The sequence below is a fragment of the Brevibacillus borstelensis genome (genome assembly GCF_037834415.1).
In the GTDB taxonomy this organism is placed as follows: Bacteria; Bacillota; Bacilli; order Brevibacillales; family Brevibacillaceae; genus Brevibacillus; species Brevibacillus borstelensis_A.
Genome location: NZ_JAUMSJ010000004.1, coordinates 214,860 through 240,490 on the forward strand (window position 1 = coordinate 214,860; position 25,631 = coordinate 240,490).

Genomic DNA, 25,631 nt, shown 5'->3' on the forward strand with positions numbered 1-25,631 from the left:
GCTAAAGGCCTCCTTCTTTCGATTGTTCACAGATCATGATGTCGTGAAACAGCTTGCTCTGCACGCAAGTCACGTGCTTGGACTTCATCAGCTCCAACAAGGCGAGAAAAGTCGTGACGATCTCCGTTCGCGTGGCGTTCGCCGAAAACAGCTGAAAGAAACGCACCATCCCGCCGCCGACTTTCAGCAGCTGGCGGATTTCTTGCATTCTGTCCTTGATCGAAATCTCATCACGGGATACTTTGGCCACCGGGTCTGTCTGGGTGACCCGCTTGACCAGCTTCTCCAGAGCATGCAGCAAATCGTACAAGGTTACGTCTTTTACGGTGTTCTCCTCTTCGCGAACATAAGGAGCCAAATTCTCCGCCGGACGGGTAAATACCTGGTTGCGGCCGACCTCCATCTCGCGCAAATTCTCCGCCAGCAGTTTATAGCGCTTGTACTCCAATAGCCGCTGAACGAGCTCTTCACGAGGATCGATTTCTTCCATATCCATGTCCAGATGAGGCTGGAAAACGAGTTCTTCCTTGCGCGGCAAGAGCATCTTGCTTTTGATCGACAATAGCGTCGCCGCCATTACCACAAACTCGCTCGCCACGTCGAGCTGAAGCTCCTGCATCGTGTCGATCGTTGCCAAGTACTGTTCGGTGATCTCCGCGATAGGAATGTCGTATATGTCCACTTCCGCCTTGTCAATCAGATGCAAGAGGAGGTCAAGCGGCCCTTCAAAGGAATCCAGTTTGATGCTGTATGACACGACTTCTCCCTCGTTTCTCGACTAGAACAGCGATAAGATTGAAAAGGCGATTTCTTCCACGCTCGCAAGGGCCCATTGCAGAGGAGCACCCAGGATCAGCCCCCTGATCGCTGGCAAGAAAATCAACAGCAGCAACAGCCACGGACCGTAAACCTCCCACTTGTAAAAAAAGCTGTCCCATCGGCGCGGCGAAAGAAACCGGACGATCTTCGACCCGTCCAGCGGGTGAATCGGCAGCAAGTTAAACACAAACAGCGCGCAATTGATGATGACACAGTTGGCGAGCGTCAATCTGATCGCCAGACTTAGCTTGTCGCCCATGTCCAGCAGCACGCCGGATTGCATCACCACGACGTAGACGACCATGAAAAAAATAGCCAAAAGAAAGTTTACCAATGGCCCTGCTGCAGCTACATAGACAATTCCCAGCCGCTTGTTGCCGCGAAAGTTTAACGGATTAAACGGTACAGGCTTGGCCCATCCAAAGGGACCGAACAAGATCAAGATCAATCCGAACGGATCGATGTGCGGAATCGGGTTGACTGTAAGCCGCCCAAGCTGCTTGGCGGTGTCGTCCCCCAGCTTCCAGGCGACAAAGGCGTGTGCCCATTCATGCAGCGTAAAAGCGATGACAAACGCGATCAGGCGAAAGGGCACCGTCTCCCAATCGAAGTGAAACAAATTTCCAAAGTCCATTCCGTTCTCCTCCGTAAAAAGGCTATCTTCTAGCATACCAGCAGAGCGCCGGGCTTACAAGCCTGTCTGTTTGCGGAGGAGACGGAACCACTTAAACTGCAGCGAGAGCTTTGACGACGAGCACGAGCAGCAAGCTGATCCCGAAACCGAGAAACACATTTCGCCAGCGGAGCATCACAAGCACACATACCACGCTTGCCGCCGCATAGAGCGGGTTAATGGTCCACTCCCCTCCCTTGACAAAAAGAGAGGGGAAGATCAAGGCTGCGAAAATACCCAATGGTATCATGTCCAGTCCGTTTTTCAGCCGCGCCGTGAAAAAAGACGCCGGCAAGGTGAGAAATGCCCTGCGCGAGATATAGGTTACGATACCCATCGCCAAAATAAGCAATAGCATGCGCACATCGCCGTTCATCCAGCCACCCTCTCCTTTTCCTCAGTTTCCCTGCTTCCGGCTGCGGGTTTCCGCATGTATCCGACCGCGAACGCGAGCAGCCCCGCTCCAAGAACGTGCAGGCCACTGTCTGCCACCAGGCTGAAAAGGCAGGCAACCGCACCGCAGCCAACGAAGACAGCGATTCGCATCGGCGAAGTCAAGAGACCGACGGTCAGCGCGAGAAACATGGCGGTAAAGCTGAACTCAAGTCCAAACCGCTCCGGGTCAGGCAGAAATTGCCCAAACAAGCTCCCCAGCCAGGTCCCGAGTGCCCAGAACAGGTGGAGAAATATGCTGACGGAAAGAATATAGGCTTTGTCAAAACCGGCCTGGCGAATCCGGTTGTAGGTAATCGCATACTGCTCGTCAGACAGGAAAAAGGCGATCAAATCGGCGAATCTCCGGTTATGCCTGGAATAGTAGGGGGCCAGAGACATCGCCATCAGCAAATGCCTCGAATTCATGAAAAAGGTGACCATGACCATGGTCCAAAAGCCTGCTCCTTCCACCAGCATGGGCAGAACCGCAAATTGCGATGAGCCCGCGTGGACAAAGAACGACATCAGCACGCTTTCTCCGCTGGACATCCCTGCCTGCAGCGCCATCATTCCGAATATCCCGCCAAAGACCAGAAAGCTCATGCCAATGGGAACCGAATCCCGGATCCCCTGCTTCCACGAGGCCATATGGTTTTGCTTGTTCATCAGCTTTCCACCGCGGCTGGCAGGACGGCCCGCACTTCCATTCGCTTGTTGTTTTTTCCCTTGCTTTTTATATCGTCAATAACAAGAGACCCGATTTCCCTCGTCCGCTTTACATGCGTGCCTCCGCATGCCTGTTCATCGATGGAGCCGATCGCCACGAGACGCACCTCGCGGACAGCGGGCGGCAGCAGGCTGATCATCGTTTTAATCATGCCGGAAGTCGCCTCGGCCTCCTCCCTGCTGACCGTCCGGTACGCGATCGGATGATCTTCGGCAATGATGCGGTTCGCCTCTCGGACGATCCCCTCCACCTCGTCCGGAGACAAGTCCTGCAGCTGGTTGAAATCAATGCGTGCGCGCTCGGGATAGATTTGGTTCCCGGTGCATAGCGCGCCGTAATTTTCGTAAACAACCGCTCCGAGCACGTGCAAAAGAGTGTGGTGGCGCATGAGCCCGTACCGGCGCTGCCAGTCGATCTTCGCGACTGCCTCGCCTTCGCGCAGCGTCTCGGCGCCTTTCACGCAATGGACGATTTGGCCCGCTTCCTTTTTGACCTGATAGACTTCATAGACGCTGCCATTTTGAATCAATACCCCCGTATCGCATTCCTGGCCGCCGCCTGTCGGGTAAAAGACGGTCTGGTCCATGATAACTTTTTCTCCGTCCACCCCTTTGATCAAAACAGCGCATTCCTGATTGTAGCTGTCCTCCAAAAACAATGCCCTGGTCATTTTTGCTTCCTCCTATTTATGAAGTTAGTATACTAACGACTAATAATCTGCCGGTAAAAAACGGTTCACTCTTCGGTGAACCGCTTGCCGGTCACTACCTCGGACAAAATCCGATTGCTGCGCCAAAGCTTTTCCAGCCTTTCAGCCCCAAACTCTCTTGTCAATTCTTCGATCATGATGTCGTGCCTGATGTATTCGACAGCAACCTGTACGAGTGCCGGATCGGTCGTTTTGACCGCCCAAGCCAAGCCCTTTTCGGAAAAGTGGGCAATAACCACCTCTTCTCCGTCCCGTGCTGCGATCGTGAGCCTTCCGCCCATCCGCTCCTCTACCACCTCGGGCGGCATGTAGTTGTGGTGGAAGGTACTCCCCAAGCGCTTATCCTCGCTGCCGAACAGGATCGAGTATACCGAGATGCCCTGCTCGAGCAGCTCCTGAACGCAAGGAAGCAAAGCCTCGTACTGCTGCTCCCAGACCGACAGCCAGCATTCCTGCTTGCTCCGCTCCATCACCGCGAGCATCTCGTTCAGCACGGCCTGCTTACCGCGAATATGCCAGACCACGTCCATTTCCGTCGTATGCCCTACGGAATCCAAGGCTTGCTCCAGGTAATCGAGCGTCTCTTCCATGCCTTTTCGCAGGCGGCCAATCATCTCCTTGGCCGGGACCGGAGCGTATTTGACCGGATCGGAAGGAACGATGTGTACCGCCTCTCTGTCCAAAAGCTTGCCGAGAACCTCGTAAATCATGGATCGAGGCACTCCGGTGCGCTTGCTTAGCTCGTATCCGGTAACGGGCGAGCCTTGCAGCAAGCCTACGTAGGCTTTGCACTCGTACAGGGAAAAGTTCAGTTTTTGCAGCTCTCTGTAGATTTTTTCCATGTTTACCCCGTTAGTAGTTTGATTTATAACTACTATTTATCACATGCAGTCAATATGTGTCAATCCTTGGTCTGGTTTTTGTTGCATGATAGGCGATTCCGGGTTGTCGCACTGCCTGATCACAATGATCTGTCACAAAAATGAAAAGAACCGCGATAAGTTTGCGAGGGTGTAGTTTACATTCGGAGCAGCAGGAATAAAGCGAATTTATCGATTAAAAAAAATTGACGACAAATATTTACAATATTTACTATATATGGTAAGTTGGATTTGTAAATGGTATTGATAGGTGGTGTGGAAATGACTTTGTTATCCCTAGGAGATTTTATTAATCAATATCGACAGAAGGAAAATGTTACGTTAAGTCAATTGGCAGAGTTATCAGGCGTAAGAAAGGATGTGCTCTCAAAAATCGAGAAAGGAGAAACAAAACAGCCAGCGTTCCATACTTGGAAGAAGCTATGCGGTGTATTAGAAATTCCCTATCCCTTTATCATCATTTCTTTCATTGAGACGACAGACAATCCCGAAACATTAAAGCTGCTATTAGAAGAATCCATCCAAAACCATTACGAGACATTGGCCCAAAAGAGTGCCAAAGCATTGTTCGAATCCCCCAAAATCGATACCTTTATAGCTCTTGACTACGTTCTCCAGCGATCCATTACGTTAGATAACACAAAGATCAAATCACTTCTCTTTGAAACGATTATTACCTATTCAAGAAGTCATGGAATACCTTTATACCTTGCCAAAACACTATCAGAACGATATTTACTTGAGCGAGATGATTTTTCTTGCCTCGAAGAAACATACCAGCGAGGAATAGAGTTAACTCATTATTCCGAGCACCTACACCCGCACGATTATATCCAATTCCATTATCGTATTGGCATACACGCTTATGCACTTCAGAAATACGATGAATGCATTCACTTTTGTAAAAACGCTTTTGAGCGAGACGAGTCAGACAATCCATTGAGGGCTGAAGCTTTAACTGCGGTCATAGGAGCTTATTTGTACTTAGACGACACTATATTGGCTGAGGTATACCTGAAAGAGTATAAAAAGAGTCAATTTGCCGATTTTAAACAGAATCATATACAAGCGATGATCCATTCAAAGAACGGTCAGTATGATAAATCTATCAAATTGTACAAAGAACTGCTCAATTCGGTTGATAAAGAACGTCGAATATCAATAGTAGTCGATCTCATAGAGGATTGCTTACGTGTTGGAAATACGGATACAGTAAGGGAGCTTATCGCTTCTGAGACCTCCTTTCTCCCCTCCACTCCCATTAAGAATCCCAGACGCTTGGAGAAGTTGGCAAAATATTATAAACTGAAAGGTTTTTATAACTTCTCGATTGAAAAATTTGAAGAAGGAATTCATCACACATTGGACAGTGCAGCTATCTTTAAGCAAATAGGTCAACATAAAGAGACGATGAATTGTGTTGGATTGGCATTGAGGTCAATTGATGAGAATGACAGAGGAATTTCATCTCAGATCATAGAAAAAATTTCAAATATATGCAATGATAGTAAATAAAGAAAGGAGTGATTATATGCAAAAGTTCTTTGCCCTGTTATTATCCGTTTTACTCTTAGGATTTTTCTCCTCATACCCTGTTATTGAGCAAACTTCGACTAAAACTCCATCAGTCAAAATGTCTGTAGATCCCGAATGGTAATCAGGCTAGATTTTTTATGACACTGGCTTTTACAAAGCAAATCGGACTACCTCTCAAGCAGTTTCTCATTGAGGTAGTCCGATTTAATTAGTAAGGCATAAACATATTGCATGTTACATCCAGGAAAAAGGGAAGACTATTCTTCCGATACCTTAACTTCCTTCATTTTGTCGCCTTGCTTGATTTTGTCCACGTGCTCCATGCCTTCCACTACCTGTCCGAAAACGGTATGAACGCCGTCCAGATGCGGGAAAGCATCGTAGCAGATGAAGAATTGGCTGCCGCCTGTATCCTTGCCTGCATGCGCCATGGACAGAGCGCCGCGAACGTGCTTGTGCGGGTTTCCTTGGGTCTCGCATTTGATGGTGTAGCCTGGTCCGCCAGTACCGGTGCCATACGGGCAGCCGCCTTGGGCAACGAAGCCGGGGACCACTCGGTGGAACGTCAGTCCGTTGTAGAAGCCCTCTTTGGACAATTTTTCAAAGTTGGCTACCGTTCCGGGCGCTTCGTTTTCGAACAGCTCCAGTTTCACAGTTCCCCCGTTTTCCAATTCGATCGTTGCATACTTGCTCATATGTAAGGACCCCTTTCAGTATCGAATATGTACGACTACGATTATACGCGAATCGGACAGAAAAGGAAAACAGTAGATCAGCGGTGTGAGACGGTCATGTGCAGCGGCCTGCTGATTGCCCGTCTTGTCACGGGCGGGGGAGCAGTTGGATGCATCCGGAGCCGCCTCGGCACTCCCGAACTGCGCCAGGCAAATGCGGCCCGTGCGGCCCACCTTCGTCGGCTACAAATACGGTACCCGGCATGCTTTTGGCCATTTTCTTCATCAACGCGGCTTGCTGGGCAAGCGCCTCCCATCCAAGCGGCATGCCGTCACGCAGATCCACGATCGGCATGAACTGGGTGTGAATGTCCTCATTTTGAAGCAGCCTGTGATGCTGCGTAACAAATGTGTACTTTTCAGAAGAAATTCCGTATTTTGCCATATGGACGGCATGCTTGACAGATGTGTACATCTCTTTTACGACGTCTTGGCCGGGAAATGACGCATACCCGATATGGACGCGCAGATCCTCGGCCTGCTCCTGAAAGCTGATCGAGAGCAGCCGGCATTCCTCCTCATGCGAACCTTTGGGAAACGAAACGTAGATGGCGGGAAGCAGACCACAGGCAAGGTGCACTCAAATATATGCAGCGCTCTTTTCGCGGTCAAATCCCCATAACGATTTTCTATGTCCGTCAATTTGACAATGTCTACGTAAAACAGGACAACCGTCGCGCCTTTACCCACTTCCTGGGTGATCATTAGCGAAAAAACCTTCCCCTGTTGATGAGGGAAGGTTCTGTTCTGATTCAGATTTAGCGCAGCACTTTCGAGCCTTTGGGGAGCACGTCCTGACTTACCATATCGGCAAATGTTTCCCGTTTCACGACCAGTTCCGCAGTGCCGTCATGAACGAAGACAACGGCCGGACGCGGAATGCGATTGTAATTGTTGGACATGGCGTAGCCATATGCTCCTGTGCTGCTGACCGCGAGTATGTCACCGGCTTTTGCCCTCGGCAAGGAAACGTCCCGGATGAGCATATCGCCGGTTTCGCAGCATTTTCCCGCGATGGAGACCGTCTCGGTATCGGGCTCGTTCATCCGATTGGCGATCGCCGCTTCATACTGCGCCTGGTAGAGAGCGGGCCTCAGGTTGTCGGTCATCCCGCCATTCACTGCCACATACTTGCGGACATGGGGAATTTCCTTTTGCGACCCGATGTGATACAAAGTGGTTCCCGCATCGCCGATAATGCTTCGGCCCGGTTCAATCCACAGCTCAGGGAGAGGCATTTGACGGTCGGACAGCTCTGCCCGCACCGCTGCCGCGATCGCTTTTACATAATCGCCCGGGGCAAGCGGGGTATCGCCTTCCACATAGCGAATGCCAAACCCGCCGCCGACGTTCAGCACCTGGGAAACAAAGCCAAACTTTTCCTGTGCTTCTTCGAGCAATTCCGCCAAACGTTTGATGGCGATCAAAAATCCGTCTGTTTCAAAAATCTGGGAACCGATATGGCTATGGACGCCAAGCAGGTGCAGCCACTCGCTTTCGTGAGCTTGGCGGATCGCTTCCAAAGCGTGCCCGCTCTTTACGTCAAATCCGAATTTGGAATCCTGCTGCCCTGTGGAGATGTACTCATGCGTATGCGCTTCCACACCTGGAGTCACGCGCAGCAGCACAGACACTTTTTCCTGTCTTTCCTCGCCAAGCTCGGCCAGCAGCGAAAGCTCGTAAAAGTTGTCGACCACAAAGCAGCCGATCCTGGCATCCAGAGCCATTACAATCTCTTCCGGCGACTTGTTGTTGCCGTGAAAGTGAATCCGCTCCACAGGAAAGCCTGCCTGAAGGGCCGTGTACAATTCTCCCCCCGAAACGACATCAAGGGACAATCCCTCCTCTTCCACCAGCTTGCACATCGCCATCGTACAAAAAGCTTTGCTGGCGTATGCTACCTGAAAGGCGAAGCCCGATTCGCGAAATGCGTCGACAAAGGCTCTACACTTGCTGCGGATCAACGCTTCGTCATACACGTACAATGGCGTTCCATACTCAGCAGCCAAATCCGTAACGTCGCAACCTCCTATTTCCAGGTGGCCCTTCTCATTGACTCGACTCGTTCCGTGTAAATACATCCCCAAATCCTCCCCAATACGCTGCTGAATAAATGAGTGTGTAGCGCCATTTCTCTATACAGAAAGGCAACTGTACGACCTGACAGTTGCCGCATCTACCTTACTTTGGCTTATCAATCAATTTACTATAATAAAGCGTATTTGACAATGGGTGGAGCCCTCATTGTCAGAATATTTATTGACGGGAAGAGTTTGGCGAACGAACAATACTCGGTCGCTTGTTTTTCATTGGGACGGCCATCCTGACCAGGACGTCCTTCATCGCCTTGAAATTGAATGGAATGAACGGCCACAGATAAGGAGTGTCGAGGGAGCGTGTAACCGCAAGACCGATGAGTACGACAAGCAGGCCGATCATCAAGCCCGGAATCGAGAAAAATCCGACCATCAGGACTAAAAAGATTCGAACCAGCCGATTTGCCAGGCTTAACTCGTAGCTGGGAGTGGCATACATGCCGATTGCTGCCACAGCCAGGTACAAAATGACTTCTGGAGCAAACAGCCCGACCTTGATGGCGACTTCGCCGACCAGAATCGCTGCAAGGAGGCCCATGGCAATGGACAACGGCGACGGCGTGTGAATCGCAGCCATCCTCATCAGGTCAAGCCCGACTTCAGCCATTAAAAATTGTGCCAGCAAAGGGATGCTGCCTTTGTTCTTGATCCCGATGAAATCAAGCGGTTCAGGTATGAGAGACGGGTGCATGGCCAATAGCAGCCAGATCGGCAGCAGCAATACCGAAGCAAAGATGCCAAAAAAACGCACCCAACGCAGGTACGCGCCAACGACCGGGGTTTGCCTGTACTCTTCGGCATGCTGTACATGGTGAAAGTACGTGGCCGGTGTGATCATGACACTTGGCGAGGTATCGACATAGATCAGGACGTGTCCCTCCAGGAGATGGACCGCAGCTACGTCAGGCCTCTCTGTATAGCGCACGAGCGGGAACGGATTATACGTCTTGCCGATAATAAACTCTTCTACCGTTTTTTCTGCCATCGGAATTCCGTCGATTTGAATATTTTGCAGACGGTGCTTCAATTTTTCGATCAGCTCTGTATTGGCAACGTCCTTGAGATAGGCGATCGCTACGTCCGTCTTTGTCCGTTCCCCGATCTGCATGATCTCAAAGCGCAAACGCTCATCCCGGATGCGTCTGCGGGTCAATACGGTGTTGATCACAAGCGTTTCCGTAAACCCGTCATGAGCGCCGCGGACAATCCGCTCGGTGTCCGGTTCCGCCGGTGTGCGGGTAGGCAATACCTTTGCGTCCATCAGAATGGCCCGCTGTGCGCCCTCGATCACGAGCCCAACCTGACCGACGAGCAATTTGTCAATAAACTCATTGGCTGTTGCCACATTGGACAGTTGAAAGTAAGGTATATATTTGTGATACAAGTGCTCAAAGACATCGTTTGGAAGATCTCTTTCCCGCAGGTCGTTCAAATCCCGCAAAACCTGAGTAACGACGTTGTCGCTGGCAAATCCGTTGATGTAGTACAACAAAACGCGGGTCCGGCCGACTGTAAATTCGTGGACTCCGACGTCAAAGTTTACACCGATGCCAAGCCTGTCATTCAGGTACTCCTTGTTTTCATCCAGGTCTTCCACGATCAGACGCTTCTTTTCACTTTTGGTTTGTGGCATGGAACGCGCTCCTTTCCAGTATCCAATTCACTGCTGCCATGGTGATCGGACAACCATTCCGCAAGCTATCCCTCCCTTGCATTTTTCCGATGTCGCCTACCCCGATGATATTGGGCACCTTCAGCTTGTTCAGGATATCGACAGTATCACCGTAGATGCGGTTCCCCAGCTCCGTTTCGGCGAATCCGTGTTTGTCCACGGCCTCATTCACGATCCGGCCGAGGTTGTCCACGGAAACCTTTACGGTCGCGCCTTTTACCCATTTTGTATTGGAGGCTACGGCAATCGCCCCCAACACCTCGATGCCGGGATGGTTGACAACGTATTCCAGAGCCTGTTCCCCCCGGCCGCGTCCTCTGTCTCCATTGTCGTCAAACATGATCAGTACGGGGTCTTGCGGCGTCATTTGGATCAGTTCGACCATTTGGCTGCCGCTGAGCGACGTCGGATTCCCCGCTGACAGAGAAATCGCTCGTCCCCCAATTTTTCTCGCTATCGTTTCCACCACTTTTTGCGCCACATGATCGCCATCCGTAATGAGAATGACCTTCCGCCGCTTTTCCGGCATGCGCTTCTCCCCCTTCCTCTGCGCGGGGTAATGGGCTCATCCCTTTGGCTTAAAGACTAGCGACGCCAAAAATCCAAACGCGATGGCTGCGGAGATCCCTGCACTCGTTACTTCAAATATCCCTGTGACGATCCCGATCAACCCGTGCTGCTCCGCTTCCGATATGGCTCCATGGTAAAGGGAATGGCCAAAGCTGGTGATCGGAACAGTCACACCGGCACCGGCAAAGTCAATCAGCTTGTCGTAGACGCCAATAAAATCGAGGGCAACCCCCGCGACGACCAGTGTACTCATTACATGGGCAGGCGTCAGCTTCCCGACATCCAACAACAGTTGGCCGATCACGCAAATCAATCCGCCAACAACAAAGGCGATCACATATTCCATCAGCTTCCTCCTCCTTCAATCGCCACCGCATGGGCTATGCAGGGAATCGAGTTGCCCTGCTGATAACTGACCGGACTGAGCAATGCGCCGGTTGCACAAACCAAAACCTTTTTCAATTGGCCTCGTTTTACCTGATCGACGAGATAGCTGTAGGTCACCACTGCACTGCTGGCGCATCCGCTGCCGCCGGCAAACACATCCTGGTCAGCCGAGTACACCATCAGCCCGCAGTCGTTGTACACCCGATCCATGTCATATCCATCCGTCTTCATCAAATCCTTGAGGATAGGAAAGCCCACAGCCGCCAAATCTCCGGTTACAATCAAATCGTAATCATTCGGGCTCCGGCCAGTGTCGGAAAAGTGGGCCTGCAAGGTAGATGCCGCTGCCGGCGCCATAGCCGACCCCATGTCAAACGGGTCCTTGATCCCCATATCGACGACTTTGCCGATGGTCGCATACGTGATCCGCGGGCCGCTTCCACCTGTACCGACAACCGCCGCCCCCGCTCCAGTGACCGTCCATTGTGCCGACGGCGGCTTCTGTCCGCCGTACTCGGTCGGATACCGGTATTGTCTCTCGGCCGTCGCGTTGTGACTGCTGCATGCGGCCAATGCTTTATTCGCATACCCCGAGTTGACCTGGGCAGCGGCGTTGGCCAGAGTCAGCATGGAAGTCGAGCATGCTCCGTACATGCCCATGAGCGGAATCGACACTTTCTCGGCCGTAAAGTTGGTCGTAATGTTTTGATTGAGCAAATCCCCCGCGAAAAACACGTCTATTTCCTGCCCCGTCACATTTGCTTTTTTCAAGGCGAGGTTTACCGCGTCTTCGAGCAGCTGTCTCTCCGCGTTTTCCCAGGAGTCCTGACCTGCATACATGTCGTCGTACACCTTGTCAAACAACGCTCCGAGAGGTCCTTCTCCTTCTTTAGGTCCGACCGCGGTAGCCGTAGACAGAATACGAACGTCATTCGGGAAGTGCCAGGTCTGTCTGCTTACACGAAAATCGGATGGTCGATTATTCATGGCAAACTCCCCTCACACGATCATCTTCCAGACCGTTTTGATAATACCGGCTATGAAAGCGGCGACTACGCCAAAAACAATGACGGAACCGGCCAGCTTGAACATGTTTCCTCCTACTCCAAGGACAAATCCTTCGCTCCGATGCTCAATCGCGGCAGAAGCGATGGAATTGGCGAAGCCGGTAACAGGGACTGCTGACCCCGCTCCCGCATACTGTCCAATGTTGTCGTAGACTCCTAGTCCGGTCAGAAGCACAGAGAGAAAAATAAGCGTGGCAACGGTCGGATTGCTCGCAGTCTTTTCGGTAAATCCGAAGAAGTTGATATAGATGTTTTGGATTGCCTGGCCCAATAGACAGATAGAACCCCCAACCCAAAAAGCACGAATCGAGTTGAGCAGAACATTCCGCTTGGGTTGGTACTTTGCTGCTTGCTGCTTATAAAGCTGTTTGGTCATTTGATTCGAACCATTGGACTTTGCTTTCGTCGCCATCGTTGTTCCTCCCACTCGTCCTGTCTGGTCAACATGCCCACATATCCATATCTTGTCTCTCCGGCCTCATTCTATGAATGGCTGAATTTGCCACCGGCCTGGCTATAGCTTCAGCCACCACTGCAGAAGCGACCCGATTATTTTGCCGAAGACCATCGCCATCAACAAGAAAAGTATTTTCGAGTCCATGTTGAGCCGTTTCGCCAGGATCGGAAAGACATTCAGTACTTCGGTCAGTCCAGCAGCCAGCGTCCCAACAAAGACACCGGCAAAAATGCCGTAAATCGAAGTAAACAAAATGGGTAATCTCGCAACCCATTGGAAAAAGTCCGCCGTTGTAAAAAACAGGGCACCGCTCACTAGTGCCCACTCAAATGCGCGAATGTGCCGATGCGCGTTCGATAGCTGAGCAAGCCGGGGGATGATGTCCAGTACCGTGATAAAAGCAACAAACCCGCTGCCCACAGCGAGTCCTCCACCCAGTCCGACGATTGCGAGCATGATGTGTTGCCACAGGCTCATGACTTTATCCGTTCATTTTCCTTGTTTTCATGCTGAATGTAATATTGATCGAGGTTTTGCTGGTATAAGAACAGCTCAACCTCCAACGGACTGGGTTCTTCGTTGATTCGCTTTTGAAAGATGTGGTTGAAAAACAGAATCATCCCCAGGCCGATCCCGATAGAATAAGGGATTTGCAGCCAAAGGGGCTGGTCGTTTGTCCGTCCGGTGATTAAATAGTGGATGCGCTGATGGACCTGGAGCATGCTGACGTCTGCGTGAAAGTTCATGATGGCAAGGCCAGCACCGACGAAAAGCAGGACCCATACCAGCGTGACCATGAGGAAGTTTGCTTTTTTTCGAGGGTTCAAAACTTCTACGATAATATGAGCCGCACCCTGTACTTCCAACGCCAGCTCGGGATGCACGCGGCGGATTTGTTTGATGACCTGCATAATATCGATGATGATGAGGTTTCCGTCTGCTGGCTTCACCTGGTAGACAGGCAGACGGGCCAACGCTTTCTCGCGGGAGCCATCCCAGTACAGCTGACAGATATCTCCCAGCGTAATCGTCGCATCCGGCTTGACCGCCAAGCGTTTGCGCAGCTTGAGAAACAGCGGCTGGTTCATCAGCTCCCTCCTTTCCAACGCTAAGTCGCTTTTGCTAGTATGCGCGTGTCGCGAAAAGCCATGCATAGAAAGAAAAAAAGACCTAGATGAGCTAATGCTCAATCTGGTCTTTGATCGTCTGCAGGATTCGCTTTTCCAGCCGCGACACCTGAACCTGTGAGATGCCTAGCCGCTCCGCTACCTCTGATTGGGTCTGATCCTTGTAGTAGCGCAAGTAGACGATGAGCTGTTCTCTTTCCGTCAATCGGCTGATTGCATCCTTCAACGCAATTTTCTCAAACCACTTGTTGACGCTTTCGTCTGCGATCTGATCGATTAATGTAATCGGATCGCCGTCGTTTTCAAAAACCGTTTCATGGATCGAGGAGGGCGCTCTGCTTGCCTCCTGGGCAAACACCACTTCCTCTGGTGTGATCCCGACCGCTTCCGCCACTTCCGAGATGGTAGGAGCCCGCCCGAACTGTTTATATAGTTCGTCTTTGGCCCGCCTGACTCTGTTGGCTGTCTCCTTGAGCGACCGGCTTACTTTTACGGTGCCGTCGTCCCGCAAGAAACGCTGGATCTCACCGATAATCATGGGAACGGCATACGTGGAAAACTTCACGTCGTAATTGAGGTCAAACTTGTCTACGGCTTTCAAAAGACCGATACACCCGATTTGGAACAGGTCGTCGGCTTCATAGCCTCGATTGATGAAACGCTGCACAACCGACCAAACAAGCCGAATATTGCTGTTCACAAGCGTTTCGCGTGCTTGTGCATCGCCATCCTGGCTCTGGGCGATCAATTCTTTTACTTGGTCATTGGTAAGAAACGGCTGACTGGCGTTTTTAATATCGGCACCCATAGGCACTACTCCTAATTCTGTAATGCTTTGGCAAAGGAAAGGCGTTTTGTCAGGCGGACGGTCGTCCCTTTCCCGACAGCAGTTGCCACTTCAAGCGAGTCCATAAAGTTTTCCATAATCGTAAAACCCATTCCCGAGCGCTCCAGCTCAGGCTTGCTGGTGAACAGAGGCTGCATCGCCTGATCGACGTCCTCGATTCCCTTTCCTTCATCCTCCACAACCAATTCCACGGCACCGTCATCGATGCTGACCGAGATGCGGACAACGCCATCCGGATTTTCATCGTAGCCGTGGATGATGGAGTTGGTCACTGCTTCGGAAACGACCGTCTTGATCTCTTCCAGCTCCTCGACCGAAATGTCAAGCTGTGAAATGAACGAGGCCACCGCGACGCGGGCGAACGCTTCATTCTGGCTTTGGGCAGCAAACGCCACGCTCATGAAATTGCGTTTAGCCATGTTTACGCCACCCCCAGTACGTGCAGGGCTTCCGCTTCGTTTTCGCGGAACTTGATGACCTTAAACAAGCCAGACATTTCGAAAATCCGGTAAATGGTCGGATTGATCGAGCAAACGACCATTTCCCCCGAGCGAGCCGATATCTGCTTGTACCGCCCCAGGATGACTCCAATGCCAGAGCTGTCCATAAAAGAAAGCTCCGCCAGGCTGAGGACGATATGGCGAATCGACGATTGGCGCAACAGATCATCTACTTTACCACGCAATTCCTCGGCTGTATGATGGTCAAGTTCTCCTTGCAAACGGACAACCAAAACGTCCTGTTTGGTTTCCATGATAATGCGCAGACTCATGGCTCGAAACACTCCTTCATCCCGTAGTACACTCTCTTTTCTTCTCTCTTTGTTCCATTTCCTGCCAGCCGACAAAAGAACAAAAAAATCGAGCGGCCACATCGTACAATTCGAGGCAACTCGATTCTTTTCGCGTTCTCGCTGTCGGTTCAATAGCTAATCAAAACGTTTCTCGTTGTCCGCTTGAGAATCTCCCACATGCCTGCCTTATCGACCGTCTGGTCCGGGAACAGGTCGATCCGGTTTACTTCCGTGCCGTCTTTTGTCCGGATAAAAATATGTCCGACCACTTGTTGCTTGCTGAGAGGCGCGCTGATGTCCGACTGCAAGACGACTTCGCGTTCAAACTGATCGGCGGACTCCCCGCGCTTCATCAACAGACTGACGGCATGCGGCGTAACCGCGTTAACAGTCGGCTGTTTGCCTTTGTCGACGTTCAGCCCTTGCACAACCTCCCCTTTTTTGTACAGGGGCGCTACCTGATAATGCGCGAAGGCGTAATTAAACAGTGTCGACACTTCCGCATTCCTCGTTTTCGTATCCGGCTCGCCCATGACGACAGTAATGACCCTCATGTTGTTCCGTTTGGCGGTGGCCGTCAAACAGTATTTGGCTTCGCTTGTATAGCCTGTTTTCAATCCGTCCACGCCCTCGTAAAAGCGCACGAGACGGTTCGTATTGACCAACCAGAACGGGTTGGACGTTTCTTTTCGCAAATAGTCCTGATAAATTCCGGTATATTTGGTAATCGTTTCGTGCTTCAAAAGTTCGCGGGACATGATCGCAATGTCCAGCGCTGAAGAAACATGCTCAGGCGCAGGCAACCCGTTGGAATTGACGAAATGGGTCTGCTTCATTCCCAACTGTTTCGCCCGTTCGTTCATCTTCGCAACGAACGCTTCTTCCGTCCCCGACAAATGCTCGGCCATCGCCACGGAGGCATCGTTCCCCGAAGCAATCGCGATTCCTTTGATCATGTCTTCCACCGTCATTTCTTCGCCCGGCTGGAGAAAAATTTGCGAACCTCCCATGGAAGCCGCACGTTCGCTCGTGCGGACTTTGTCCGATAGTTTGATTTCTCCGCGCTCAAGCGCTTCCATGATCAATAGAAGCGTCATGACCTTGGTAATACTAGCAGGAGGCAGCTTTGCGCTTGCGTTTTTTTCAAATAAAACGGTTCCCGTATCCGCTTCCATCAATATGGCGGAGGTCGCATGCGGCGCAAAATTCATCTGTCCGTCTTTCGCAGGCGCGTTTTCCTTGGCTGCCTTCGCTATCGGAGAAATGAACGCAACGCACAAGATAAAGCATAAGCTCAGATACAGACTCCTTTTCATAGCAAACTCTTCCCTCCATTCATGGTTTTATTCTCACCAAATGAACAGGAAAATATTCACAGGAAAAAACTCCCTCCTGAAAGACAGAAGGGAGCCCTCGTTTGGCAATGAGTCTGTTGTTATATTTTAAACTTGCTGACATTCTCCGACAAATCATCCGCCAGTTTTTTCAGTTCTTCCACATTTTCACTGATCCTCACGATCGACTTCAGCTGCTCATCGACTGTTGCCACGACGCCCCCCAGTGACTGGTTGATTTCATCCGATACCGAGGAAAGTCTCTGCATCGAGCTCGTCACGACCTGATTGCCCGCGGCCATCTCTTCGGAGGCGGCAGACATGGACTCGCTCTGCTCTGCAGCAGATTGAATGTCCGCGACGATATGCTGGAACGCCGTACCGACTGTCTCGACTGACTGAAGGCCTGTGCTGACCATCGCAACGATCTCATCCATATGCTTGCTCATGTCCATTGCCTCATCGTTGATTGAGTGTGCGATCGACGCGATCCGTTCAGAGAAGGAGCTGCTCTCCTCCGCCAATTTCCTCACTTCGGTAGCGACAACGGAGAAACCTCGGCCAGCTTCTCCTGCCCGGGCTGCCTCAATCGCCGCATTCAAGGCCAAGAGGTTGGTCTGGGAGGCGATACTGCTGATCATTTCTACGATGCTCGTAATTTGTTTCGCACGATCCCGCAGTCCATGCATCTGCTGGGCCGTCCTCTCTACTTCTCCGTTCGCCTGTCTGACGGTGGAAATAACGCTCTCGACGAGCTTCATTCCGTCCTGGGCACGCTCAAAGGTGCGGCTCGTTGCCCTTGTTGTCGATTCTGCCGCTATCGCGACCTGCTCCACACCTTGAGAAATCTCAGAGACGGTAGTGGCAGCCGAAAGCACCTCTTTTGTCTGTAGGGAAACTCTTTCGGAAATCGTTGAGATATTTTCCGTAATGAAATGGATCGATCCGGTGTTTTCCTGTGCCGACAAATTTAGCTCTTCGGCGGCGGTATTCAGGCGGCTGGCTTGTCCTTGAACAAGGGATACAAGCTTTCTCAATTCGCCTGCCATTTCATTCATTTTGTGCCCGACCAACGCCAGCTCGTCTTTTCCTCTCACCTGCACCTGTACGTCAAAATGGCCTGATCCGATTTTCTCCATGTCTTGGGCTATCGCCAAGAGCGACTTGCGAATTCTTTGCGCAAACCACCAGATGGAGAGGGCGGCCAAGACAATGATGGGGAGGCTGATGAGTCCAAACGTAATCCCCATTCCGTTCAATTCGCCGTAGACCTCGGCGGAAGCGGTCGTCATGACAAGTGCCCAGCCCAACGAGGGGATCGGAGCGACGGCCGCGAATGAATCCACGCCATCCGCTTCATACTCCAGACTCTGGCTGGTCCCGTTTTGCACAAGCGCAAGTAAATCGGCATAATCCCCATTTTCCGCAAGCGACAGCCTGTTATTTTGCGACGAATCCTTGTGGGCGACGACCAAGCCATCCTTGCGAACGACAAACGCGTAGCCATTTTGCATGAACGGAATCTCTTCCGCCTTCTTGACTATCGGGTCAATCTGGAAGCCGACGACAAGCAAACGGGAAGTATCCTTGTTTTTCTCCCCGATCGGAGCAGCCAGATAGATGAAGCTTCTTTCGGCGCCAAGCACGACTTCCTCATCGGAGAAAACGGGCTCCCCGGAAGATAAAGCATTCTGCACATACTGCTTCTGCTTGAAGTCGATTTCATTTTTTCCGGTCAACGAATACAGCGACTTGCCCGTGCTCGAATCGACCAGATAAATTTTCGAGACTTCTTTATGGCCTTGGCGCAAGAGCCGGAATTGTTCCATGATGAGCGGCTCAAGATCCGTCGCCATCACTCGTTTGGACGCGGTTTCCAGAGATGAACTCTTCAAGTCTTCGATCCAGTCTTGCATGCTTTCGGCATACTGCTCGGCCAGCATCTTTGCCTGGTTGGACGTAATCTCAATCAAGGTGTTTTTCGAATAGGAAAGCGCTATGTATTGCAATGCACCAATGATCACGATAACAAGAATAATTCCAAAGGTAATCATTTTTTTGGCCATTGAACCCTGCAGCTGTCTGTTTAGAAGGCCAACCAGCCCACTCAGCTTTTTGGCTGCCGACAGATCTTTCGGGCGGAAATGCGGCAATCCAACTTTCCGCATGGCAACTACCCCCTTCTCTCTTTTGACGTCTTGATCACATAGATGGCAAACGAAAAAGAGACCTCGGACGCAAACAACGGGGTGATTTACCCCATCCATTCGCGGAGGCCACAGTATCTCGCATGATGGAAAGACAGGATTCCCAATCTGTTTGGAAATCCTGTCATTGTAATCTAGTTGTACAAATGGCAGGCAGCGAAATGGCCAGGCTCTACTTCTTTCCAAACCGGCTCGGCAGCAGCGCATTCAGGCATCGCTTTTGGGCAACGCGTACGGAAGTGGCAGCCGCTCGGAGGATTCATCGGGCTTGGTACATCCCCTTGCAACACGATGCGCTCACGCTGGCGCTCTACTTCCGGATCCGGGATCGGAATAGCAGACAGAAGCGCTTGCGTATATGGATGAAGCGGCTTTTCGTACAGCTTGTCACTTTCGGCAAGCTCTACCATTTTGCCGAGGTACATAACTGCCACACGGTCGGAAATGTATTTTACCATCGACAAGTCGTGCGCGATGAACATGTAAGTGAGTCCCATTTTTTCCTGAAGCTGCTCCAGGAGGTTCACGACCTGCGCTTGTACGGAAACGTCGAGGGCGGAGATCGGTTCGTCACAAACGATGAACTTCGGCTCAACCGCCAGTGCACGGGCGATCCCGATCCGCTGGCGTTGTCCGCCGGAAAACTCATGCGGGAAGCGGTTCATATGCTCAGGGTTCAAGCTGACCAGGGAAAGCAGCTCCTGGATCCGCTCTTTGCGCTTTTGTCCGGCGGCGAGACCGTGGATATCCAGCGCTTCCCCGATGATATCGCCAACCGTCATCCGCGGGTTCAACGAAGCATACGGGTCTTGGAAGATCATTTGCATGTTGCGCCGCATGGCTTTCATCTCTTGGTTGTTGAGCTTCATGATGCTTTGGCCTTCGAACAAAACGTCCCCTGCAGTAGCATCGTACAAACGAAGAATGGTACGCCCGGCTGTCGATTTTCCGCAGCCGGACTCCCCTACCACCCCAAGAGTTTCCCCGCGCTTGATTTCGAACGAGATGTCGTTAACGGCTTTCAACGTATTGTCGCCGATTTTGAAGAATTTTTTCAGGTTGCGAACTTCCAACAATGTATCACGATTATCCACTTGTCTTTCCCCCTCTTACGATCCTGCGCGATTCTGTGCCAACGGGTGCTGGAGCCAGCAAGCAGCCCGCTGCGTTGAGCTGACGTCATTCAATTCAGGATCGTACTCCTGGCAGACGCGCATCGCTGATTCACAGCGTGCGGTAAAGCCGCATCCAACCGGTGGACGAAGCAGATCCGGCGGCGTACCGAAGATCGGAGTGAGCGGTTCGTCGCGGTTCAAGTCCAGTCGAGGTACCGAACGCAGCAAGCCTTTTGTGTAAGGGTGCTGCGGGTTGTAGAAGATGTCGTCAACGGTACCTGTCTCGATTACCTTGCCTGCGTACATAACGATGACGCGATCGCACATTTCGGCGACGACGCCAAGGTCGTGCGTAATCAGGATAATCGATGTATTCATTTTCTTTTGCAGTTCTTTCATCAGATCCAGGATTTGCGCCTGGATCGTCACGTCGAGCGCCGTTGTCGGCTCGTCGGCGATCAGAAGCTGCGGAGAGCAAGCCAGAGCGATCGCAATCATCGCACGCTGGCGCATCCCTCCGGAGAATTCGTGCGGGTATTGATCGACACGTTTTTCCGGTTGCGGAATTCCTACCAAAGTCAAGAGTTCAATCGCACGATTGCGGGCATCGGAGCGCGACATGTTCTGGTGCTTGATCAAGCCCTCCATGATCTGGTTGCCGATCGTTAAAGTCGGGTTCAACGAAGTCATCGGGTCCTGGAAGATCATCCCGATATCCTTCCCGCGGATGGCTTCCATTTCCTTGTTGGATTTATTGACAAGATTCTCTCCGTTAAAGAAAATTTCTCCTTTTTTGATCTGGCCTGGCGGCATCGGGATAAGCTTCATCAAGGTTTGGGCTGTTACAGACTTTCCGCAGCCGGACTCCCCTACGATGGCAACGGCTTCTCCGCGATTGACGTGAAAATTGACGCCGCGTACAGCTTTGACTTCCCCCGCATAGGTGTGGAAGGAGACGTGCAAGTCATTTACTTCTAGAATGCGTTCATCCATAACTGTGGTCCCTCCTATTTCCGCAAGCGTGGGTCTACGGCGTCACGCAGACCGTCGCCAAGCAAGTTAAATGCCAACATCGTAATCGAGATGAAAAGCGCCGGGAACATCAAGCGCCACGGATAGTATTTCATCGCCGACAAGCCTTCGTTGGACATAGTTCCCCAGGATGCTACCGGAGCGGATACCCCAAGACCGATAAAGGAGAGGAACGACTCGGCAAAAATGGCAGATGGCACAGTCAAGCTGAGAGTAACGATGATCGGGCCCAAAGCGTTCGGGATCAAATGCTTGAAGATCAGGCGGTTGTTGTCAGCTCCGAGAGAACGGGCTGCCAACACGAATTCCTGCGCTTTCAGCTGGAGAATCTGACCGCGGACGATCCGGGCCATTCCAATCCATCCCGTTATCGTTAAGGCGATAATAATCGTCCCGACCCCGGGGTCCAAGACGACCATCAGCAAAATGACCACGAGAAGATACGGAATGGCATACAGAATATCGGCAATACGCATCATGATCTCATCGACTTTGCCGCCGTAGAAACCTGCGAGGCCGCCCCAAATGACGCCAATAATCAGGTCGATAAACGCTGCGGCAAAGCCTACTTCCAAAGAAATGCGCGCTCCGTACCATACGCGAACAAAGACGTCACGGCCTAGGTCATCCGTACCAAACCAGTGTTCAGCGGAAGGTTTCTTGTTCTTACCTGCCAAATCAGTCGTAAAATAGTCATTGGAGCTAAGGATCGGAATGAAGATCGCACACGCGACCAAAATCAAGATAAAGACAAGGGAAACCATCGCTACCTTGTTCATTTTCAATCGGCGCCATACGTCCGCCCAGAAGGAAAGGCTTGGGCGTTTAATGGATTCTGCCTGGCGAAGGTCGACAGAAATCGGCTCAAAATGCTCTTTCGTCAGTTGCATGTATCATTACTCCCTTCCTGCATCGCTTAGCTTGATCCGCGGGTCAACCAGCGTATAAGCGATATCTACCAGCAAAATTCCTACAACCAGGATGATCGCGTAGAACACCGTGGTTCCCATAATAACGGTGTAGTCACGGTTTGTAATCGAGATGACAAACTCACGGCCCAAACCAGGGATACCGAAGATTCGCTCGATTACGAATGCGCCGGTCAGGATGTTTGCAAGCAGCGGCCCGAGATAAGTAATAACAGGCAGAAGAGCGTTTCGAATCGCGTGTTTAACGGTGATCGTAACTGTATTTAAACCTTTGGCTTTAGCCGTTTTGATGTAGTCTTGCCCGAGAACCTCCAACATGTTTGAACGTGTCAGACGGGCGATGAAAGCGATCGGCATCGCGGCGAGGGCCAAGGAAGGCAGTACGGTATATTCAAAACCTTCCCACTTTGCAATGGGAAAGATGCCCCACTTGATTGCAAAGAAATATTGATAAAATGATGCCAAGATAAATCCAGGGACGGATAGGCCGAGAACGGCGATAAGCATCGCTGAATAGTCCTGCCATTTGTTGTGCTTGAGCGCTGCGACTACTCCAAGCGTAATTCCTCCGAAGATCGCGAGCAGCAAGGCTTGTGCTCCTAAATGGGCGGATACTGGGAAGCCCCGGCTGATCATGTCATTTACGTTGGAAGACTTCTCAACAAAGGATGGTCCCAAATCCCACGTAATGACACCTTTCAAGTAGTCCAGATACTGCTCGTGGAGCGGCAGGTTCAATTTGTACTTCGCTTCCAAAGCTGCCTTGATTTCATCGGGTACGTTCTTTTCGGAAGTGAATGGACCGCCCGGCACCGCTTTCATAATGAAGAAGGTGGCCGTTACGATCAAGAAAAGCGAAATGATCATGAAAATGATACGCTTACCAAGATAACGGATCAACAAACTTACCCCCTTACAATTTTTTTGCTTTCACGTCCCATCTTTACACTGCGGCTTGCCTGTTACAGTGCAAAAATCGACTGTGTAAATAATTCCCCGTTGTTCGAATCTCTTGCGGATTTCTCTCTCTTTTTTTGTGGCTGTGCGCCATCTGTTTTATATATCGGAACGGTTGGCATAAGATAGGGTATATGGACGACCATATACCCTATCTCTGCAAACCGATTTCCTTTATGCCAATGCGGAAAACAAACTTACTCTACCGAAGCCCATTTCCAGTCGACGTCGCCCAAGCCGCCAATAACGACGCCTTTGACGTTCTCTTTTTGCACCCAAGAGTTGGTGTAGAAGTAGATCGGCATAATTGGCATTTCATCCATGAGGATTTGCTCTGCTTCCGCCAAAATCTTCTTGCGCGCTTCCGGATCGCCTTCCGTGTTGGATTTAATCAACAATTCCTTGTACTTTGGATGCTCCCAACGCGTATCGTTGTTTCCGCCATCCTTGTCTCTGTAAAGCTCAAGGAAGTTGATCGGGTCGTTAAAGTCGCCCAGCCATCCCATACGGCCAACCTGGTAATTTCCTTGGTGCATGTCTTCGAGGTAGACTTTCCATTCTTTGTTTTCCAGCTTCACTTCGACGCCGAGGTTCTTCTTCCACTGATCCTGGATTGCTGCCGCAATCTTTTGGTGGCCCTCAGACGTATTGTAGGACAGTGTGATTGGCGGAAGCTTCGAGATACCGAGCTCCTTCATGCCTTCTTCCAACAGCTTCTTCGCTGTTTCCAAATCTTTGTCCTTGAAGTAGCCATCAGGCTTTAGCGCCATGGACGGCGGCACTGCGCCTGTGGCAGGTATTTGGCCAGTTTGCAGGATATTGTCAATCAGGGACTGACGATCAATAGCGTACGCGAACGCCTTGCGAATCTTCACGTTGTTAAACGGCGCTTTTTCTACGTTGAATTTGTACCAGTACGTACCCGCGATAGGCTGGGTGGTAATTTTATTTTGCGCTTTCAGAGCCGGGATGGCATCCGTAGGCAGCGCGCTCGTCGGAGCTCCAGCCCAATCAATTTCGCCGTTTTCAAACATGGACAGCTCGGTGTTCTCGTCTTCTACCATGGCAAACTCGATGCGATCGAGCTTTACGTTATCTTTGTCCCAGTAATTTTCGTTTTTGACGAGCACTAGCTTGCTCTTATGTTCCCAGGTCTCCATCTTGAACGGACCGTTGCCCATGTGAGTCTTTGCTTCCCCGGCCCACTTCGGATTGGATTCGATCAGGGCTTTGTTCACAGGGAAATAGGTTGGGAATGCGGTCAGTTCCAGGAAGAATGGAGTCGGGTTTTCCAGTTTTACTTCCAATGTTTTGTCGTCAAGCGCCTTCACACCTACATCGTCGCGACCTGCTTTGCCTTTGTTGTAGGCTTCACCATTTTTCACATAGTACAGCTGATAAGCGTAGTTGGATGCCGTGTTTGGATCCAAAGCGCGTTTCCATGCGTATTCGAAGTCATGTGCCGTCAACGGTTCGCCATTTGCCCATTTCGTGTCACGCAGTTTGAACGTATACGTCAACATGTCATCGGAAATCTTGTAGCTTTCAGCCACAGACGGCTGCGGCTTGTTATCCGGACCTACGCGGGTGAGACCGTCGAAGGTGGCGCGGATAATTGCGGCAGATGTCGTATCTTCAGAGATTCCCGGGTCTGCCGTAGGCGGTTCGGAGTGGAGATTCAATTTCAGCACTTGCGGCTTTTTCTCCGCAGGCGCCGCTGCTGGCTGTTGGGTCTGGCCGGTGTTCTCAGCCGGCTTCTGTTCTGTGGCAGCCTGTTGGCCTCCACCGCAACCAGCCAATGCTGCACCGAGAACGGCAACGGAGCTGACAAGAGCAAATACGCTTTTTTTCAACGCAATAACCCCCAATGTCATTGTCTTTTTTGTCTGTTTCTTTTTTTGTATGTTTTCAGAAAATTGGAAAAGTAAAAAGCTGTTCTTTCCCCGCTTTGCTTTCGCCGACTTACCAACCCCTTTCCTTATATGGCCACATCTTCATCACGAACGAACGAGAAGGAATCTTTATATTGTTTTAGTTCCAGCGACACATCAGCCGCCAGAATTCCTTCACATTGTGAGAGGCGTTCGTTGACAAAGGTGATCAATTCTTCATTATTATGGAAACACGCTTGAATGATCAAGTCGTGCTTACCGCTGAATGCACCCACAAAGCGTACCTCCGGAAATTTGCTCAGCTCCTCGGCGACGCTGTTTTGCAGCCCGAGCTTGGTCGTCAATCCGATGATCGCCTGTACATGCAAGCCCAGCTTTTCTGGGTCAGGGTGGATGACAAACTGAAACACTCCATCTTGTAACAGGCGCGTAATCCGTGAACGGATGGTCCCTTCGCTCAAGCCAAGTTGATGAGCAATGTCGGTATATGCTCGTCTTCCGTCTTCCTGTAGGATTTGCAAGATCTGCTTATCAACATGGTCCAGCTTTTTCATAAATACGATTTTTTAAGAACCTCCATTTGTTTTTTACGAAATTCGCAAAAATCTTTTACAATTTGCCTGTCACTTTAAACA

At 51.0% G+C, this 25,631-nt stretch carries 28 protein-coding genes; 1 reads left to right on the plus strand and 27 read right to left on the minus strand.

Annotated elements, in window-relative coordinates; all coding sequences use genetic code 11:
• Position 1: 1 nt before the first annotated feature.
• From Q3F21_RS06480 to Q3F21_RS06505, 6 genes are all read right to left on the minus strand, one after another.
• On the minus strand, positions 2–757 hold the full coding sequence (locus Q3F21_RS06480; protein ID WP_340250668.1) for a segregation and condensation protein A: 756 nt from the start codon (positions 755–757) through the stop codon (positions 2–4).
• Positions 758–778: 21 nt separating this feature from the next.
• Positions 779–1,453: a site-2 protease family protein gene (locus Q3F21_RS06485; protein WP_340250669.1), complete on the minus strand. Its 675-nt coding sequence runs from the start codon at positions 1,451–1,453 to the stop codon at positions 779–781.
• Between the two features lie 91 nt (positions 1,454–1,544).
• Complete coding sequence (locus Q3F21_RS06490; RefSeq protein WP_340250670.1) at positions 1,545–1,868, minus strand: AzlD domain-containing protein; 324 nt, start codon at positions 1,866–1,868, stop codon at positions 1,545–1,547.
• The gene (locus Q3F21_RS06495) at positions 1,865–2,593 is read right to left on the minus strand and encodes an AzlC family ABC transporter permease (protein WP_340250672.1); all 729 of its coding nucleotides are present in this window, start codon (positions 2,591–2,593) and stop codon (positions 1,865–1,867) included. Before Q3F21_RS06495 ends, Q3F21_RS06490 begins: the two co-directional genes overlap by 4 nt.
• Positions 2,593–3,324, minus strand: coding sequence for an alanyl-tRNA editing protein (locus tag Q3F21_RS06500; protein ID WP_340250674.1), 732 nt, complete (start codon positions 3,322–3,324; stop codon positions 2,593–2,595). The genes Q3F21_RS06495 and Q3F21_RS06500 overlap by 1 nt, the downstream gene beginning before the upstream one ends.
• Before the next feature lie 65 nt (positions 3,325–3,389).
• On the minus strand, positions 3,390–4,205 hold the full coding sequence (locus tag Q3F21_RS06505; RefSeq protein WP_340250675.1) for a TrmB family transcriptional regulator: 816 nt from the start codon (positions 4,203–4,205) through the stop codon (positions 3,390–3,392).
• A 300-nt stretch (positions 4,206–4,505) separates the two neighbouring features.
• On the opposite strand from Q3F21_RS06505, the gene Q3F21_RS06510 reads away from it, so the two are divergent.
• On the plus strand, positions 4,506–5,759 hold the full coding sequence (locus Q3F21_RS06510) for a helix-turn-helix domain-containing protein (RefSeq protein ID WP_340250676.1): 1,254 nt from the start codon (positions 4,506–4,508) through the stop codon (positions 5,757–5,759).
• 278 nt (positions 5,760–6,037) lie between these two features.
• Here the strand turns inward: Q3F21_RS06510 and Q3F21_RS06515 are convergent, their stop codons facing one another.
• The 21 genes from Q3F21_RS06515 to Q3F21_RS06615 all read right to left on the minus strand — a co-directional run bounded on the left by Q3F21_RS06515 (position 6,038) and on the right by Q3F21_RS06615 (position 25,550).
• The gene (locus Q3F21_RS06515; protein WP_340250677.1) at positions 6,038–6,475 is read right to left on the minus strand and encodes a peptidylprolyl isomerase; all 438 of its coding nucleotides are present in this window, start codon (positions 6,473–6,475) and stop codon (positions 6,038–6,040) included.
• 127 nt (positions 6,476–6,602) lie between these two features.
• Positions 6,603–7,094 carry a hypothetical protein gene (locus Q3F21_RS06520; RefSeq protein WP_340250678.1) on the minus strand — a complete coding sequence of 164 codons (492 nt, stop codon included), beginning with the start codon at positions 7,092–7,094 and terminating at the stop codon, positions 6,603–6,605.
• 178 nt (positions 7,095–7,272) lie between these two features.
• Positions 7,273–8,595, minus strand: a complete 1,323-nt coding sequence (lysA, locus tag Q3F21_RS06525) for a diaminopimelate decarboxylase (RefSeq protein ID WP_340250679.1) — start codon at positions 8,593–8,595, stop codon at positions 7,273–7,275.
• 175 nt (positions 8,596–8,770) lie between these two features.
• The gene (locus tag Q3F21_RS06530) at positions 8,771–10,243 is read right to left on the minus strand and encodes a spore germination protein (protein WP_340250680.1); all 1,473 of its coding nucleotides are present in this window, start codon (positions 10,241–10,243) and stop codon (positions 8,771–8,773) included.
• Positions 10,224–10,811 carry a stage V sporulation protein AE gene (locus Q3F21_RS06535; protein ID WP_340250681.1) on the minus strand — a complete coding sequence of 196 codons (588 nt, stop codon included), beginning with the start codon at positions 10,809–10,811 and terminating at the stop codon, positions 10,224–10,226. Before Q3F21_RS06535 ends, Q3F21_RS06530 begins: the two co-directional genes overlap by 20 nt.
• A gap of 36 nt (positions 10,812–10,847) precedes the next feature.
• Entirely contained in the window at positions 10,848–11,198 is a 351-nt protein-coding gene (gene spoVAE / locus Q3F21_RS06540) for a stage V sporulation protein AE (protein WP_340250682.1), read from the minus strand.
• Positions 11,198–12,226, minus strand: coding sequence for a stage V sporulation protein AD (gene spoVAD / locus Q3F21_RS06545; protein WP_340250683.1), 1,029 nt, complete (start codon positions 12,224–12,226; stop codon positions 11,198–11,200). The genes spoVAE and spoVAD overlap by 1 nt, the downstream gene beginning before the upstream one ends.
• A 12-nt stretch (positions 12,227–12,238) precedes the next feature.
• Positions 12,239–12,718: a stage V sporulation protein AC gene (gene spoVAC, locus Q3F21_RS06550; protein ID WP_340250684.1), complete on the minus strand. Its 480-nt coding sequence runs from the start codon at positions 12,716–12,718 to the stop codon at positions 12,239–12,241.
• Between the two features lie 102 nt (positions 12,719–12,820).
• A complete protein-coding gene (locus Q3F21_RS06555; RefSeq protein ID WP_340250685.1) occupies positions 12,821–13,240 on the minus strand; it encodes a stage V sporulation protein AB in 420 nt (139 codons plus the stop codon).
• The gene (locus Q3F21_RS06560) at positions 13,237–13,851 is read right to left on the minus strand and encodes a stage V sporulation protein AA (protein WP_340250686.1); all 615 of its coding nucleotides are present in this window, start codon (positions 13,849–13,851) and stop codon (positions 13,237–13,239) included. The genes Q3F21_RS06555 and Q3F21_RS06560 overlap by 4 nt, the downstream gene beginning before the upstream one ends.
• A gap of 91 nt (positions 13,852–13,942) precedes the next feature.
• Positions 13,943–14,698, minus strand: a complete 756-nt coding sequence (gene sigF / locus Q3F21_RS06565; RefSeq protein WP_340250687.1) for an RNA polymerase sporulation sigma factor SigF — start codon at positions 14,696–14,698, stop codon at positions 13,943–13,945.
• An 11-nt stretch (positions 14,699–14,709) separates the two neighbouring features.
• Positions 14,710–15,156, minus strand: a complete 447-nt coding sequence (gene spoIIAB, locus Q3F21_RS06570; protein ID WP_340250688.1) for an anti-sigma F factor — start codon at positions 15,154–15,156, stop codon at positions 14,710–14,712.
• 2 nt (positions 15,157–15,158) lie between these two features.
• Complete coding sequence (spoIIAA, locus tag Q3F21_RS06575; RefSeq protein ID WP_003387189.1) at positions 15,159–15,509, minus strand: anti-sigma F factor antagonist; 351 nt, start codon at positions 15,507–15,509, stop codon at positions 15,159–15,161.
• A gap of 149 nt (positions 15,510–15,658) precedes the next feature.
• Entirely contained in the window at positions 15,659–16,846 is a 1,188-nt protein-coding gene (locus Q3F21_RS06580) for a D-alanyl-D-alanine carboxypeptidase family protein (protein WP_340250689.1), read from the minus strand.
• Positions 16,847–16,965: 119 nt separating this feature from the next.
• The gene (locus Q3F21_RS06585) at positions 16,966–19,032 is read right to left on the minus strand and encodes a methyl-accepting chemotaxis protein (protein WP_340250690.1); all 2,067 of its coding nucleotides are present in this window, start codon (positions 19,030–19,032) and stop codon (positions 16,966–16,968) included.
• A gap of 173 nt (positions 19,033–19,205) precedes the next feature.
• Positions 19,206–20,165 carry an oligopeptide/dipeptide ABC transporter ATP-binding protein gene (locus Q3F21_RS06590; protein WP_340250691.1) on the minus strand — a complete coding sequence of 320 codons (960 nt, stop codon included), beginning with the start codon at positions 20,163–20,165 and terminating at the stop codon, positions 19,206–19,208.
• Between the two features lie 15 nt (positions 20,166–20,180).
• Positions 20,181–21,179, minus strand: a complete 999-nt coding sequence (locus tag Q3F21_RS06595; RefSeq protein ID WP_340250692.1) for an oligopeptide/dipeptide ABC transporter ATP-binding protein — start codon at positions 21,177–21,179, stop codon at positions 20,181–20,183.
• A 14-nt stretch (positions 21,180–21,193) separates the two neighbouring features.
• Positions 21,194–22,108, minus strand: coding sequence for an ABC transporter permease (locus tag Q3F21_RS06600; RefSeq protein ID WP_340250693.1), 915 nt, complete (start codon positions 22,106–22,108; stop codon positions 21,194–21,196).
• A 6-nt stretch (positions 22,109–22,114) separates the two neighbouring features.
• Positions 22,115–23,047 (minus strand): ABC transporter permease, encoded by a 933-nt coding sequence (locus Q3F21_RS06605; RefSeq protein WP_340250694.1) that lies wholly within the window; start codon positions 23,045–23,047, stop codon positions 22,115–22,117.
• 254 nt (positions 23,048–23,301) lie between these two features.
• Positions 23,302–24,957, minus strand: a complete 1,656-nt coding sequence (locus Q3F21_RS06610) for a peptide ABC transporter substrate-binding protein (RefSeq protein ID WP_340250695.1) — start codon at positions 24,955–24,957, stop codon at positions 23,302–23,304.
• A 125-nt stretch (positions 24,958–25,082) separates the two neighbouring features.
• Positions 25,083–25,550, minus strand: coding sequence for an Lrp/AsnC family transcriptional regulator (locus Q3F21_RS06615; RefSeq protein ID WP_340250696.1), 468 nt, complete (start codon positions 25,548–25,550; stop codon positions 25,083–25,085).
• Positions 25,551–25,631: the final 81 nt, after the last annotated feature.

Excerpts from the sequence above, each read along its gene's own strand:
- Q3F21_RS06485 (WP_340250669.1), bottom strand. The coding sequence starts at position 1,453 with ATGGACTTTGGAAATTTGTTTCACTTCGATTGGGAGACGGTGCCCTTT.
- Q3F21_RS06490 (WP_340250670.1), bottom strand. The coding sequence starts at position 1,868 with ATGAACGGCGATGTGCGCATGCTATTGCTTATTTTGGCGATGGGTATC.
- Q3F21_RS06495 (WP_340250672.1), bottom strand. The coding sequence starts at position 2,593 with ATGAACAAGCAAAACCATATGGCCTCGTGGAAGCAGGGGATCCGGGAT.
- Q3F21_RS06500 (WP_340250674.1), bottom strand. The coding sequence starts at position 3,324 with ATGACCAGGGCATTGTTTTTGGAGGACAGCTACAATCAGGAATGCGCT.
- Q3F21_RS06505 (WP_340250675.1), bottom strand. The coding sequence starts at position 4,205 with ATGGAAAAAATCTACAGAGAGCTGCAAAAACTGAACTTTTCCCTGTAC.
- Q3F21_RS06510 (WP_340250676.1), top strand. The coding sequence starts at position 4,506 with ATGACTTTGTTATCCCTAGGAGATTTTATTAATCAATATCGACAGAAG.
- Q3F21_RS06515 (WP_340250677.1), bottom strand. The coding sequence starts at position 6,475 with ATGAGCAAGTATGCAACGATCGAATTGGAAAACGGGGGAACTGTGAAA.
- lysA (WP_340250679.1), bottom strand. The coding sequence starts at position 8,595 with ATGTATTTACACGGAACGAGTCGAGTCAATGAGAAGGGCCACCTGGAA.
- Q3F21_RS06530 (WP_340250680.1), bottom strand. The coding sequence starts at position 10,243 with ATGCCACAAACCAAAAGTGAAAAGAAGCGTCTGATCGTGGAAGACCTG.
- Q3F21_RS06535 (WP_340250681.1), bottom strand. The coding sequence starts at position 10,811 with ATGCCGGAAAAGCGGCGGAAGGTCATTCTCATTACGGATGGCGATCAT.
- spoVAE (WP_340250682.1), bottom strand. The coding sequence starts at position 11,198 with ATGGAATATGTGATCGCCTTTGTTGTTGGCGGATTGATTTGCGTGATC.
- spoVAD (WP_340250683.1), bottom strand. The coding sequence starts at position 12,226 with ATGAATAATCGACCATCCGATTTTCGTGTAAGCAGACAGACCTGGCAC.
- spoVAC (WP_340250684.1), bottom strand. The coding sequence starts at position 12,718 with ATGGCGACGAAAGCAAAGTCCAATGGTTCGAATCAAATGACCAAACAG.
- Q3F21_RS06555 (WP_340250685.1), bottom strand. The coding sequence starts at position 13,240 with ATGAGCCTGTGGCAACACATCATGCTCGCAATCGTCGGACTGGGTGGA.
- Q3F21_RS06560 (WP_340250686.1), bottom strand. The coding sequence starts at position 13,851 with ATGAACCAGCCGCTGTTTCTCAAGCTGCGCAAACGCTTGGCGGTCAAG.
- sigF (WP_340250687.1), bottom strand. The coding sequence starts at position 14,698 with ATGGGTGCCGATATTAAAAACGCCAGTCAGCCGTTTCTTACCAATGAC.
- spoIIAB (WP_340250688.1), bottom strand. The coding sequence starts at position 15,156 with ATGGCTAAACGCAATTTCATGAGCGTGGCGTTTGCTGCCCAAAGCCAG.
- spoIIAA (WP_003387189.1), bottom strand. The coding sequence starts at position 15,509 with ATGAGTCTGCGCATTATCATGGAAACCAAACAGGACGTTTTGGTTGTC.
- Q3F21_RS06580 (WP_340250689.1), bottom strand. The coding sequence starts at position 16,846 with ATGAAAAGGAGTCTGTATCTGAGCTTATGCTTTATCTTGTGCGTTGCG.
- Q3F21_RS06585 (WP_340250690.1), bottom strand. The coding sequence starts at position 19,032 with ATGCGGAAAGTTGGATTGCCGCATTTCCGCCCGAAAGATCTGTCGGCA.
- Q3F21_RS06595 (WP_340250692.1), bottom strand. The coding sequence starts at position 21,179 with ATGGATGAACGCATTCTAGAAGTAAATGACTTGCACGTCTCCTTCCAC.
- Q3F21_RS06600 (WP_340250693.1), bottom strand. The coding sequence starts at position 22,108 with ATGCAACTGACGAAAGAGCATTTTGAGCCGATTTCTGTCGACCTTCGC.
- Q3F21_RS06615 (WP_340250696.1), bottom strand. The coding sequence starts at position 25,550 with ATGAAAAAGCTGGACCATGTTGATAAGCAGATCTTGCAAATCCTACAG.